Raw genomic sequence first — 12,651 nt, forward strand, 5'->3', positions numbered from 1 at the left:
CTGTCGTGGCGCTCCCGTCCGAGGGACCGCAGCTCCCGGTGATCTTCTGGACCGTCGGCGCGATCGCCGGTGCCCTCGTCCTCGCGCTCGGCGTGACGGCGTTCGCCCTGCGCCGCCGCCCGGCCTAAGTCCTGCTCGCGCGAACGAGGGCCGCCGTGCGCGGCCCGAGCCCGAGGGCGAGCGCGGCCGCGAAGTGCTCGGCGGTGTCGACGTCGTGACGGAGGGTCGACGCATCCGGCACGTCCAGCGGTACCGCGCCCATTGCGCGGTGGCTCGCCAACGAGTCCTCGCCGAACGCCGACTCCCAAGCGACCCCCGGTGCCGCCGTCAGCAGCGTCGTGCCCGTGCCGTCCGCGTCGGCGACGACTCCGCGCGCGACGCCGCGCGCGGCGCGCAGGGCCTCGGCGAGGTCCTCGGGGCGCAGGGCGGGGAGGTCTCCGAGCAGGGCGGCACGCGGCATCCGCTCGTTCAGCGTCTCGATGCCGGCGGCGATCGCGGCGTTCAGCCCGCCCGGCGCGGGCTCGGGCACGAAGCGCAGGCCCGGAATGCCGCTCGCCTCGAGAGCGAGTCCGCCGTCGTCGCCCACGACGACGACCCGCTCGACCGCCTCGCACGCGGCGACGGCCGCGATCGTGTCGAGGGCGATCGTCCGCGCGAGCGCCACACGGTCGACGCCCGGCACGTCGAGGCGGGACTTGCCACGGTCGGCGGGCTTGACCGGCACGACGACAGTCCAGCCCGGCGCCGGCCCAGCGGCGTCGGTCACGCGAACCGTGCGCGCAGGCGCGGGAGGATCTCCGCCCCGTACATCCGCAGGAACTCCGCCTGGTCGGCGCCCGGGTCGTGGAACACGAGGTGCCGGAAGCCGAGGTCGATGTACCACGCGATGCGCTCGACGTGCTCGTCCGGATCGTCCGACACGATGAACCGCGACGCGGCGCGCTCGATCGGCAACTGCTCGCCGAGGCGCTGCATCTCGAGAGGGTCGTCGACGCCCATCTTCTCTTCGGGGCTCAGCGCGAGCGGCGCCCAGAATCGGGTCTTCTCGAGGGCGGCCTGCCGGTCGGGGTGGAACGACACCTTGATCTCCATGAGGGTGTCGATCGAGTCCGGTGTGCGACCGGCCTTCTCGAGCCCTTCGCGCAGGGCCGGCAGCAGCGTGTCGGTGTAGAGCTCGCGCTTCTTGCCGCTCGTCGTGATGAAGCCGTCGGCGATGCGGCCCGCGAGGCGCGTCGCGGCGGGGCCGGCCGCACCGATGTAGATCGGCACGGGGTCGTCCATCTTGTCGTAGATGGTGATGTTCTTCGTCGTGTAGAACTCGCCCTCGAAGCTGACGCGGTCCTCCGACCACAGGCGCCGGATGAGCCCGATCGCCTCCTTGAGGCGGCGGAAGCGCTCGGGCGGATCGGGCCACTCGATCCCGAGGTTCGCCTCGTTGAGCGCCTCGCCCGTGCCGACGCCGAGGATCACGCGCCCGGGGTACAGCACCCCGAGCGTCGCGAAGTCCTGTGCGACGACCGTCGGGTTGTACCGGAACGTCGGGGTGAGCACCGACGTTCCGATGAGCACTCGGCTGGTCTTCGCGCCGAGCGCGCCGAGCCAGGGGACGGATGCCGGGGCGTGCCCGCCCTCGTGCAGCCACGGCTGCAGGTGGTCCGACACGAACACCGAGTCGAAGCCCATCTCCTCGGCGAGCATCGCGTAGTCGAGCAGCTCCGTCGGCCCGAACTGCTCGGCCGACGCCTTGTATCCGAACCGCAGCGGAACGGTCATGTGACTCCCTTCATCGCGCGGGCTGCGCGGACATGGACGAACTCCGAGCCGTCGGCGCGCGCGAGCCGCGCGCGGAAGGCGTCCACCGTACCGGGCCACAGCAGCGTGAGCCGGCCGGACCTTTCGTCGACGTACCAGTTGCGGCACCCCCCGGTGAGCCAGGGGGTGGAGGCCGCGGCATCCGCGATCTCGTCCGTGTACGCGGCCTCCGCACCCGGATCGACCCGCAGCACGCCGCCCGCGCGGTCGCGCTCGACGAGGCACCGCACCGTGTACGCGGCCTGCTCCTCGATCATGAGGATCGACGACGAATGCCCGAGCGCCGCGTTCGGGCCGTCGAGGATGAACAGGTTCGGGAACCCCGACACGACGGTCGATCCGAATGAGGTCATGCCCTCGAACCAGTGCACCGCGAGCGATTCGCCGCCCTCGCCGTGCACGAGGTCGGCGTACGGCTGGCGGGTCGTCGCGAAGCCGGTCGCGAGCACGAGCGCATCGGCCTCATGCCGAGACCCGTCGGATGCCACGAGCGTCGTTCCCTCGACGGCGGCGAGCGCCGACGGCACGAGCCGGATCGCCCCCGACGACACCGCGGGGTAGAAGTCATCCGACAGCAGGACGCGCTTGCACCCGAACGCGTAGTCCGGCGTGAGGAGGGCGCGCAGCGCGGGGTCGGGCACCTGCGCCTCGAGGTGCGCGAGCGCGATGGCCTTGGCGGTCGCGGACGCCTCGGCATCGCCCGACCGCGACGCGAAGCGCGCCTCGCCCTCGGCGTACAGGGCCGCGCGCAGCCGCGCGAGCTCTTCGGGGTGCGACGCGAGCCGCTCGCGGTCGGCGTCCGTGTAAGGGTGCGCCCCGCGGGGGACGATCCACGCGGGAGTGCGCTGGAAGAGCGTGACTTCCGCGATCTTCGCGAGCTCGGGGGAGAGCTGCACGGCGCTCGCGCCGCTGCCGACCACCGCGACGCGCAGGCCGGTGAGGTCGGTCGGGTGGTCCCAGCGCGAGGAGTGGAACATCGGACCGGGGAACGTCTCGAGCCCGGCGACGTCGGGAATCCTCGGCTCGGTCAGCCGCCCGCACGCGAGCACGAGGGTGTTCGCCGCGACGGTTCCGGACGGCGTCTCGACGAGCCAGAGGTCATCGTCGTCATCCCAACGGGCGCCCGTCATAGGGGCGTTGAGACGGATGCGGTCGCCCAGGCCCTCGCGCTCGGCGACGCCTTCGAGGTACCGCTGGATCTCGTCGCCGCGCGCGTAGAGGCCCGACCAGTCCGGGTTCGGGTGGCTCGCGAGTCCGTAGAGGTGCGCGGGGACATCGCATGCGACGCCGGGGTACGTGTTGTCGCGCCAGGTGCCGCCGAGGGCCGACGCCCGCTCGAGGATCGTGAAGTCGTCTCGGCCCGCGCGCCTGAGCGCGATGGCCATCGCGATGCCCGCGAAGCCGGCGCCGATGATCGCGACGTCGACCCTGCCAAGGCGCCCGCCGGACGCTGAGCGAGGCGAAGGCCCGACCCCGGTCGCCGAGCGAGCCGAAGGCGAGACGAAGCGCCGTCCGCGAGGATCCGTCATCGCACGCTCGCAGTGCGGTAGTCGGTCGTGCGCTGACGGAATGGGCGGAACAGGCGCGCGGCGATCGCCGCGGCATCCGCCACGGGCAGTTCGAGACCGAACTCGATGCCCGCCTCGGGCTTGACCCGACCGTCGAGCAGCGTGCCGCCGAGGTCGTCGCCGCCCGCCTGGAGGAGCGCGGCGGCGGTCTCGCGGCCGACGCGCGTCCACGGGATCTGAATGTGCGGGATGCTCCCGCTCAGCATGAGCCGCGAGACGGCGACCATCGCGCGGTGCTCGTCGACGGGCGAACGGTCCGCGACGAGGGGAACGCCGCCCGCCGGACCCGGCAGGGGAATCGGCACGAACTCGGTGAACCCGCCCGTCGCGTCCTGGATTCCGCGGAGGGCCCGCACGTGTGCGATGCGCTCGGCGGCGGTCTCGACGTGTCCGTAGAAGAGCACCGACGTCGAGCGGAAGCCGGCGCGGTGCGCGGCGGTGATCCCTTCGACCCAGCGGTCGATCTCGAGGTCGGTCGGCGCGACCAGCGCACGCACGCGTTCGCTGAGCACCTTCACGCCCGTGCCCGGCACCGTGTCCACCCCCGCGTCTCGCATCGCCGCGAGGGCGCCGTCGAGGTCCAGGTCGCTGCGATCGGCGAGGTCCCACACGTCCTGCGGACGGTACGCGTGGACGTGGATGTCGGGTGTCGCCGCCTTCACGGCACGCACGATCTCGAGGTACCCCTCGGGCACCTCGGCATCGGGCAGGCGTCCCTGCACGCACAGCTCGGTCGCGCCGAGGTCCCACGCGTCGGCGGCGATCGCGGCGGCGTCGTCGAGGTCGAACTCGTCGGGCGCGCTCGCGCCGCTCGCACGGAAGCCGCTCGACGTGAGGTTGCGGTTCACCACGAGGCTCACGGCCTCCCCGACGGTGTATCGCCGCACGTCGTCGGCCGTCGCCGCGAGCGCGTCGAGCCCGCCGCCGGTGGCCGTGAGCAGGATCGCCCACTCCTCGTCGGCGAGCGCGAGGGGGTCGGAGGCCGCGGACTCCGCCAGGCGTCGGACGTCCTCATCGCCGAGCCTCCCGTCTGGGAGACCGGGAACGCGGATGGCGCGTGAAAGCGCCGGGCCGGATCCCGTCGCACCGGCCTTCGGAGTGCCCGATGTCGCGATCGAGCCCGGCCGTTTGACGTCGCCGGCCGCCAAGCCCGTCGCCGGGTCGGCGAGCGCCGCCACCGGCGCGTGCATCCCGGGGTCGAGCCAGGTCTCGGCATCCGTCACGTACTCCGGATGCGCCGTCAAGCGCTCCCGCAGCTCGAAGCCGAGCGCGGCGGTGCGCGCGGCGAGGTCGGACAGGTGCGGCCACGGACGCTCGGGGTTCACGTGGTCGGCCGTGAGCGGCGAGACACCACCCCAGTCGTCGGCGCCCGCCCGCACGAGGAGCTCGAACTCGGTGGGGTCGGACAGGTTCGGCGGCACCTGGATGCGCATGCGCGGCCCGAACACGAGCCGAGCGACGGCGACGGTCGCGACGTACTCCAGCAGGTCGGCATCGGGCGCGCTCTGCGCGGCGGTGCGAGGCTTCGCGCGGAAGTTCTGCACGATGACCTCCTGCACGTGCCCGTGCCGCTCATGCGACTCGCGCAGTGCGACGAGCGACTCGGCGCGATCGCGCAGCGTCTCGCCGATGCCGACGAGGATTCCCGTCGTGAAGGGGATGCGCTCGCGCCCGGCGTCCTCGATCACCGCGAGGCGCACGGCCGGATCCTTGTCGGGCGACCCGTAGTGCACCTGACCCGGCTCCTCGAACAGGCGCCGTGATGTCGTTTCGAGCATCATGCCCATCGAGGGTGCGGTCGGGCGCAGCATCCGCAGTTCGTCGGCGCTCATCACGCCGGGGTTGAGGTGCGCGAGCAGGCCGGTCTCGGCGGTGATCCGTCGTGCGATGTGCGCGACGTAGTCGAGCGTCGACGCGAAGCCGTGCTCGTCGAGCCACGCGCGCGCCTCGGGCCAGCGGTCTTCCGGGCGGTCGCCGAGCGTCAGGAGCGCCTCTTTGCACCCGAGCGCCTGGCCCTGCCGCACGACCGCGAGCACCTGCTCGGGCGACATGTACATCGGCTTGTGCTTCTTGAGCAGCTGGCCGGGGGTGTCGACGAAGATGCAGTAGTGACAGCGGTCGCGGCACAGCGTCGTGAGCGGAACGAACACCTTGCGCGAGTAGGTGATGACACCGGGTCGTCCGGCCTGTTCGAGGCCGACATCGCGTACGGATGCGGCGAGCCGCAGCATCCGATCGAAGTCGTCGTCCTTCGCGGCGAGCAGGGCCAGCGCGCCGTCGACGTCGAGTCGGTCGCCGCGCTCGGCGCGCTCCAGGGCGTCGGCGGTCGAGACGCGCGACGGCGCGGGCGCCGGGTCGAGCAGGGTCACCGTTCCAGTCTTGCACCGTCGGGGGACGGGCGGATCGTTGCGTCTCTGTCATCAAATGGCCCGCGGACTCCCGCTGCCCGCTGGCAGACTAGTCCCATGGTGACCCTGCTGCTCGACTCCACGCGACTCGAGGTCGCGCTGTCGAAGGTCGAGCGGGCGCTGTCATTCCGCAAGGGGAATGTCCTGATCGAGCGGTCCACCATCAAGAAGGTGCAGCTCACCGAGGATGCGTGGATGTGGCTGCGGGGTGTTCCCGATCCCGGCACGCACCTGTGGGGGATCGCTGCGATGGGCACGTGGAAGTCGGCCGGCGGCACGGACTTCGCGCTCATCCGGCGCCACCGCGCGGGCGTCGTGATCGATCTCGAGGGGCACGACGAGTTCGATCGCGTGATCCTCACGACCCGTCACGGCCTCGCGCTCGTGCAAGCGCTTCAGCTGGACGGCGAGGCGGAGCTCGCCGAGGTCACCGAGATCGCGGCAACGGCTCCCGTGCCGGTGCAGCCCGAGGGCGGCGCCGGGCCGAAGCCGGGCGGCAAGAAGAAGAAGCCGCGGCCCGCGCCGAGTCCCGCGCCCGCGACCTGAGGCGTCTCTGCGCCGCTTCCGGATGCTGAGCGAGCGCAGCGAGACGAAGCGCACCACGCACGCGCCCTTCGTCTCGTCGCTGCGCTCCTCGCTCAGGGACCGGCAGAGGGCACGGGCGTGCCACGCCGGTCCGCGTATGGGCTACGAGACGTCGCGACGCCAGCTCGTGAAGTAGCCGAGCAGCAGCGCCACGACCGCGTACGCGAGCAGCACGAGCCCTCCGGCCCACCACTCGAGCGGGTCGCCGGTGCCTCCGCCGGGTCCGGCCGACAGCGTGAAGATGCTCGCACCGACGAGCGCGTCGCTCGCCGCGCCGGGCAGGTAGCGCACGACCGGCTCGATCTGCTCGACGAATGCCGCTGCTGCGCGTGCGACCGGCTCGAGGAACTGGGTGAACACGAGCACGCCGACGACCGCGCCGACCTGGTTGCGCACGAGCGCGCCGACGCCGATGCCGATCACGACCCACAGCACATACGCGATGAGCATGCGGCCGAGCAGGGCCCACGTGTCGGCGGATGCGAAGTCGGTGTCGAGGCCGTAGCCGACGAGGAACGCCGCCGCCGGCCCGACCGATGCGATGACGCCGATCACGCCGAACAGCGCGCCGACGACGATGCCGACCACGATCTTCGCCCACAGCACCGTGCCGCGACGCGGCGTCGCGAGGAACGTCGGGGTGAGCGTCTTGTGGCGGAACTCCGTCGTCACCATGAGCGTGCCGATCAAGAGCGGGAAGACGTACCCGACCGCGGTGCCGACGCTGTAGAGCAGCGGGCTGATCTGCTCCGCCGGCAGAGACGGCCCTTCGCCGCCGATCGCGCCGGTGGTCGATGCCGCCAGGGCGAAGGCGAGCACGGCGGCGGTGAACCCGACGTACGCGACGAGGACGATCGCGAGGATCCACCACATCGACGTCGAGAACTGCTTCGTGAATTCGGAACGGCTCGCGGCGACCACGCTCATCGAGGCTCACCCCCTTCGTGCTCGTCCTGGTTCTCTTCGGTGGCTTCGGCGGGCTCTCCCTCTCCGCCGCCGGTGTCGTCCGGCGGGCTTTCGCCACCGCCGTCGGGGGCCTCACTCGCGTCGTCGCTCGACTCGGAGCTCCCGTCGAACGCCGCGAAGAACCGGTCGGCCTCGAGATCCGCCTCGGTCTTGACGTACTCGCCCCACGGCCGCTGCTCGTCGCCTTCGACGTCGGGCGACGAGACGGATGCCTCACCCGCCGCCTCGTCGTCGCTGAGGTCGGGCGTGGAGAGCTCTTCGTCGATCTCCCCGATCGCCTCCACATCGACGTCGGAGTCCTCCGGGAGGTCGGTGTCGTCGGCGCCGCCTGCTGCGGGCATCGCGAACACGCGCTCCTCGTCTGCGCTGGTGAGCTCCTCATCGACGTCATCCAGGGCTTCGACGTCGACATCGGAGTCCTCGGCCCCAGCCTCGGCAGCCGAATCGGTCGAGGCGTCCGACGGCGGCGGAACGATGTCGATGATCCCCGTGCTCGCGACCGCGAACGAGGCGGTGATGGGCGTCGCGGGATCGACGTCGACCGCAGGCGCTTCGTCGAGGGGGGACTCGGAGTCGGCAGGCGTCGCTTCGGATGCCGCGGACTCCTCGTCGCTCGGCGCCTCGGCCGCCGCATCCGTCGTCTCGTCCGGCGTCTCCGTCGCCGCCGGCTCGTACGATGTCGGCTCGTCGTCGCGGTAGGCGGCTGCCGCCGCGGCGATCGCGCTGGAGACGAACGCCGCTTGCGGCGTTCCGCCCGTCTCGGTGTCGAACGTCGCCGAGAGCGTCGACGTCTCGGCGGCCTCGGCGTCGGCCGCCGCGGCTTCGTCTTCGGGCTCGAGCTCGTCGGGCTCGGTGTGACCGACGGGCACGGGGCCGCCGGGCTCGGCCGGTTCGACGGGAACCGTATCGGATGCGGCCGCTTCGGCCTCGCCGCCTGCGGCGTCCGGCGTCTCGGGTTCAGCCGATTCACCGCTGGGCGTCTCTGCTGCGGCGACGGCGGGTGCGGCATCCGTCTCGCCGGCTTCGACGACCGCGACGCCCGCTGCGCTCGGATGCACCCGCGCGCCGTTGACGAGGTCGAGGAACACCTCTTCCAGCGCGGGGCCGCGCTGCTGGAGTGCCGACAGCGCGACGCCGGCGGCGGCCGCGACCGCACCGACGCGTGCCGGCTCGATGCCGCGGATCGTGACGCCCGAACGCAGGAGCTCGTACGGCACGTCGGCCGCGGTGAGGGCGGCGAGGAGCGCGGGGCGGTCGGGGGAGTCGACGACCGTGGCGTACTCGGTGGGGTCGGCGAGGTCTTCGAGGGGTCCCTGGAACACGAGCCGGCCCTGCGAGATGATCAGCAGCGAGTCGACCGTCTGCTGCACCTCGGCGAGCAGGTGCGACGACACGAGCACCGTGCGCCCTTCGCGCGCGAGCTGGCGCAGGAGCACGCGCATCCACTTGATGCCCTCGGGGTCGAGGCCGTTCGCGGGCTCGTCGAGCACGAGCACGCCGGGGTCTCCGAGCAGCGCGTAGGCGAGGCCGAGACGCTGGCGCATGCCGAGCGAGTAGCCGCCGACCTTGCGGCCGGCGGCATCCGCGAGTCCTACGAGACCGAGCACCTCGTCGACGCGCGACGTCGGCAGCGACGCCGCCTGCGCGTACGCCTTCAGGTGCGCCGCACCCGAACGGCCAGGGTGGAAGCTCGACGCTTCGAGAACCGCGCCCACGGTCTGCAGGGGCTGTTTGAGCTTCGCGTACGGCAGGCCGCCGATCGTCGCCGTGCCGGCGGTCGGGCGCACGAGGCCGAGCAGCACACGCAGGGTGGTGGTCTTGCCGGCGCCGTTGGGACCGAGGAATCCGGTCACCAAGCCCGGCTCGACGTGAGCGGTGAAGTCAGAGACTGCGGTCACCGCTCCGAACCGCTTGGTCAAGCCCGAGAATTCCAGCGCAAGTCCTTCGGGCATTCGCCACCCTCTCGCCTAGTGTGCTGTCCCCCTTATCTTGTCGGAAAGTCGGGACCGACGAAGGGAAATCTCCCCAGGGAGCGGGTCGGCGGGCGCAGACGGCGGATGCCGCATCCGTCAGAACTCCGATTCGCGCACGTACTCCTCGACGACGACGCCCGACTCGAAAGCGCGCACCTCGGTCAGGGCGAACCGGCGGGGCTCGCACGGTGCCCGACCGAACAGCGGGATGCCCGAGCCGAACGCGAAGGGGTTCCGCTTGAGCACGAGGCGGTCGATCTCGGGGAGCAGCGCGCCGGCGAGCTCGCCTCCGCCTGCGAGCCAGATGTCGAGGCCGTCATCCTCCTTCAAGGCGCGGACGGTGGCGAGCGGGTCGTCGGTGAGCGTGATCGCGGGGTCGTGCTCGCGGTCGCGCCGGCTCGCGACGACCTGGCGCAGGTGCGGGTAGGGGCTCGCGATGCCGACGTCGAGGGCGGGGAGCAGGGTGTTCCAGCCCATGATCACGGTGTCGAACCGGGTTCCGGGCGGAGTGGTTCCCAGCGCGGCGTGCGCGTGGGCCGGGAGGGCGTCCGCGTACTCGCCGAGCACCACCGAACTGTGGTCGCCTTCGATGAGGAAGGCGTCGTAACCGCCGTCGGGGTCGGCGATGCACCCGTCGAGGGTGACGGCGACGTAGTAGACGAGTTCTCGCATGGGAAGTGCTCCAATCACGACATGTGTCGTAGTTACAGTACGACAGCCGTCGTGGTTTGGCTAGTATGACGCCATGGCCCGCAACGACGAACGACGCTCAGCGCTCGCCGACGCGGGCATCCGCGTGCTCGCCGAGGAGGGCGCTCGCGGCCTCACGCACCGAGCTGTCGATGCGGCCGCAGGTGTTCCTCGGGGCACCGCCTCGAACTACTTCGCGACCCGCGACGACCTCATCGCGGCGCTCGTCGACCGCATCGCGGAGCGACTGACTCCCGACCCGGTCGTTCTCGCGCCCCTCGCGGGCCGCACACCCGACCGCGCGCTCTTCGCCGACTACGTGCGCGACATCGTTCGCCGGCTCACCGCCGACCCGCAGGTGACCCTCGCGCTGTTCGAGCTGAGACTGGAGGCATCGCGCCGCCCGTCGGTCGCGCAGACGCTCGGTGCATGGCGGCAGCGCTCGTTCGAAGACGACGTCGCCTTCAACGCGCAGGCAGGGCTTCCTGGCGGACGCACCGAGATCGCCCTGTTCCATTACGCCCTCGACGGGCTCATGCTCGATCGCCTCACCGTGCCGATCGACACCGGCCTGTCGGCGGACGGGGTCGTGGAGGAGCTCGTGGAGCGCCTCCTCCGATGATCCGGTGTCGGGGCGCAGCCCCGAACCGGTCCGCTGACCCCGGTAGCCTTTCCCCGTGATGACCGAGGGCGCAGCATCCGTCGATCCCCCCGTGCTCGTGCGAGCCGCGGGCGGGCTGGGGCGGCTCACGCTCAACCGGCCGCGGGCGATCAACGCGCTCGACCTCGGGATGATCCGCGAGCTCACCGCCGCGCTCGACGCGTGGGAGGACGACCCCGACGTGCACGCCGTGCTCCTCGACGGCGAAGGCGATCGCGGGTTCTGCGCGGGTGGCGACGTGCGCACGCTGCACCAGCAGATCGTGGGTGGCGATCCCGAGGCGACGGGCGAGTTCTTCCGCTCGGAGTATGCGCTCAACGCCCGCATCGCGGAGTATCCGAAGCCCGTCATCGCGCTGGCGGACGGCATCACCATGGGCGGCGGCATCGGGCTGGCCGGTCACGCGCGTGTGCGCGTCGTGACCGAGCGCTCGAAGCTCGCGATGCCCGAGACGCGCATCGGGTTCACGCCCGACGTCGGCGGCACGTGGCTGCTCGGCCGCGCGCCGGGACGGCTGGGCGAGTACCTCGGACTGACGGGGGCGACGATGGGCGCCGCGGATGCCGTGTACGCCGGGTTCGCGGACGCCATCGTGCCGTCGGAGCGGTTGGGGGAGCTGCGGGAGGCGCTCGTGCTTCGACAGGCTCAGCAACCGGGGGGCGCGGCTCAGCAACCGGAGGACGCGGCTCAGCAACCGGGGGAAGGAGACGTCGTCGAGCGACTCGAGCGGTTCCTGAGCCTGTCGAAGGACCGAGCCGCCACGGGCGCACCCTCGCTCGAGGCCGCCCGCTCCTGGATCGACGACGCCTTCTCGGCCGACACCGTCGCAGAGATCGTGGAGCGCCTGCGAGCGCTCGCATCCTCCCGGACGCTGAGCGAGCGCCGGCGAGACGAAGCGCGCGCGACCGCCGACACCCTCGCGGAACTCTCGCCCACCGCCCTCGCGGTCACGCTCGCGGCGGTGCGCCGGGCACGCGAGCTGCCGTCGCTGCGCGACGCGCTCGCGCAGGAGTACGGCCTCGTCATGTGGTTCGCCACGACGCAGCCCGACCTCGTCGAGGGCATCCGTGCGCAGCTCATCGACAAGGACCGCGACCCGCACTGGCACCCGGCGACGATCGCGGAGCTGCAACCGGATGCCGCGGCATCCGCCCTCGCGTATCGGCCGACCACTCCCCTGTGGGGCGCACCGCCCGTATGAGCCGGCGATGAGCAAGACGACCGCGACCGAGAAGCAGACCGCGCAGCGGCCTCGGCGGTGGTCGCGCGGAATCGCGGTCGACTGGTTCTTCTTCGTCTTCGCGGGCGCGGCGGCGATCTGGCTCGCCTATCTGAGCCTGACCGAGACGTTCGCGCTCGGGTGGTGGGGGATCCTCGCGGGGATCGTGTTCTGGGCGCTGCTCGCGTATCTCGTGCTTCCGCGGCTGCACCGCATCCTGACGACGATCTACGTACCGGACTACTTCATCGGGCGTACGCGCACGAGCGACGGACTGCTCGGCGACCCCGTCAACCTCGCGTTCATGGGCACGGAGGAGCAGATCCATCGAGCCATGAGTGCCGCCGGCTGGACGAAGGCCGACCCTGTGACGCTCCGCTCGTCGTGGCGCATCGTGGTGTCGACGCTCACGCGCCGCAGCTACGACGAGGCGCCGGTGAGTCCGCTGTTCCTCTTCGGGCGGCAGCAGGACTTCGCGTACCAGCAGGAGGTCGACGGCAGCCCCGGCAAGCGCCACCACGTGCGGTTCTGGCGCTGCCCCGACGACTGGCTCCTGCCCGGCGGACGCCGCGTGGACTGGCTCGCCGCCGGCACGTTCGACACAGCGGTCGGCCTGTCGCTGTTCACGCTGCAGATCACGCATCGCATCGACGACGACATCGACGTCGAGCGCGACCACATCGTGCGGACCCTGCTCGAGGCGGATCCGAGCATCCGGGTCGACGTGATCGAGGACTTCTCCACCGGCTATCACGCGCGCAACGGCGGC

Annotated in this window: 11 protein-coding genes; 4 read left to right on the plus strand and 7 right to left on the minus strand. The window is 71.8% G+C overall.

All coding sequences use genetic code 11. The features are described 5' to 3' along the window. Positions 1-124: 124 nt before the first annotated feature. The 4 genes from cofC to cofG form a co-directional block, all read right to left on the minus strand. Entirely contained in the window at positions 125-766 is a 642-nt protein-coding gene (gene cofC / locus VFF97_RS03985; RefSeq protein ID WP_325032202.1) for a 2-phospho-L-lactate guanylyltransferase, read from the minus strand. Beyond that, positions 763-1,773, minus strand: coding sequence for a glucose-6-phosphate dehydrogenase (coenzyme-F420) (gene fgd, locus VFF97_RS03990; RefSeq protein ID WP_325032203.1), 1,011 nt, complete (start codon positions 1,771-1,773; stop codon positions 763-765). The genes cofC and fgd overlap by 4 nt, the downstream gene beginning before the upstream one ends. Further along, a complete protein-coding gene (locus VFF97_RS03995) occupies positions 1,770-3,227 on the minus strand; it encodes an NAD(P)/FAD-dependent oxidoreductase (protein WP_325032212.1) in 1,458 nt (485 codons plus the stop codon). The genes fgd and VFF97_RS03995 overlap by 4 nt, the downstream gene beginning before the upstream one ends. A gap of 110 nt (positions 3,228-3,337) precedes the next feature. Further along, positions 3,338-5,749, minus strand: a complete 2,412-nt coding sequence (gene cofG, locus VFF97_RS04000) for a 7,8-didemethyl-8-hydroxy-5-deazariboflavin synthase CofG (protein ID WP_325032204.1) — start codon at positions 5,747-5,749, stop codon at positions 3,338-3,340. Between the two features lie 96 nt (positions 5,750-5,845). Here cofG and VFF97_RS04005 point away from each other — a divergent pair, with 96 nt between their 5' ends. Next, positions 5,846-6,334 (plus strand): hypothetical protein, encoded by a 489-nt coding sequence (locus VFF97_RS04005; protein WP_325032205.1) that lies wholly within the window; start codon positions 5,846-5,848, stop codon positions 6,332-6,334. A 141-nt stretch (positions 6,335-6,475) separates the two neighbouring features. On the opposite strand, the gene VFF97_RS04010 is transcribed toward VFF97_RS04005, so the two are convergent. The 3 genes from VFF97_RS04010 to VFF97_RS04020 form a co-directional block, all read right to left on the minus strand. Continuing rightward, the gene (locus VFF97_RS04010) at positions 6,476-7,300 is read right to left on the minus strand and encodes an ABC transporter permease subunit (protein ID WP_325032206.1); all 825 of its coding nucleotides are present in this window, start codon (positions 7,298-7,300) and stop codon (positions 6,476-6,478) included. Then, positions 7,297-9,237, minus strand: a complete 1,941-nt coding sequence (locus VFF97_RS04015; protein ID WP_325032207.1) for an ATP-binding cassette domain-containing protein — start codon at positions 9,235-9,237, stop codon at positions 7,297-7,299. Before VFF97_RS04015 ends, VFF97_RS04010 begins: the two co-directional genes overlap by 4 nt. Positions 9,238-9,408: 171 nt before the next feature. Further along, complete coding sequence (locus tag VFF97_RS04020) at positions 9,409-9,984, minus strand: dihydrofolate reductase family protein (protein ID WP_325032208.1); 576 nt, start codon at positions 9,982-9,984, stop codon at positions 9,409-9,411. Between the two features lie 73 nt (positions 9,985-10,057). Between VFF97_RS04020 and VFF97_RS04025 the strand changes: the two genes are divergently transcribed. From VFF97_RS04025 to VFF97_RS04035, 3 genes are all read left to right on the plus strand, one after another. Then, positions 10,058-10,624, plus strand: coding sequence for a TetR/AcrR family transcriptional regulator (locus VFF97_RS04025; RefSeq protein ID WP_325032209.1), 567 nt, complete (start codon positions 10,058-10,060; stop codon positions 10,622-10,624). A gap of 58 nt (positions 10,625-10,682) precedes the next feature. After that, the gene (locus VFF97_RS04030; protein WP_325032210.1) at positions 10,683-11,864 is read left to right on the plus strand and encodes an enoyl-CoA hydratase/isomerase family protein; all 1,182 of its coding nucleotides are present in this window, start codon (positions 10,683-10,685) and stop codon (positions 11,862-11,864) included. Positions 11,865-11,871: 7 nt separating this feature from the next. Then, the coding region (locus tag VFF97_RS04035) for an LssY C-terminal domain-containing protein (protein ID WP_325032211.1) at positions 11,872-12,651 on the plus strand (780 nt) is incomplete at its 3' end.

Origin of the sequence: Microbacterium sp., from assembly GCF_035687345.1 — a bacterium.
GTDB lineage: Bacteria > Actinomycetota > Actinomycetes > Actinomycetales > Microbacteriaceae > Microbacterium.

What these genes read in the sequence shown, in the direction of transcription:
- fgd (WP_325032203.1), bottom strand. Translation starts at nt 1,773, where the DNA reads ATGACCGTTCCGCTGCGGTTCGGATACAAGGCGTCGGCCGAGCAGTTC.
- VFF97_RS04005 (WP_325032205.1), top strand. Translation starts at nt 5,846, where the DNA reads ATGGTGACCCTGCTGCTCGACTCCACGCGACTCGAGGTCGCGCTGTCG.
- VFF97_RS04010 (WP_325032206.1), bottom strand. Translation starts at nt 7,300, where the DNA reads ATGAGCGTGGTCGCCGCGAGCCGTTCCGAATTCACGAAGCAGTTCTCG.
- VFF97_RS04020 (WP_325032208.1), bottom strand. Translation starts at nt 9,984, where the DNA reads ATGCGAGAACTCGTCTACTACGTCGCCGTCACCCTCGACGGGTGCATC.
- VFF97_RS04025 (WP_325032209.1), top strand. Translation starts at nt 10,058, where the DNA reads ATGGCCCGCAACGACGAACGACGCTCAGCGCTCGCCGACGCGGGCATC.
- VFF97_RS04030 (WP_325032210.1), top strand. Translation starts at nt 10,683, where the DNA reads ATGACCGAGGGCGCAGCATCCGTCGATCCCCCCGTGCTCGTGCGAGCC.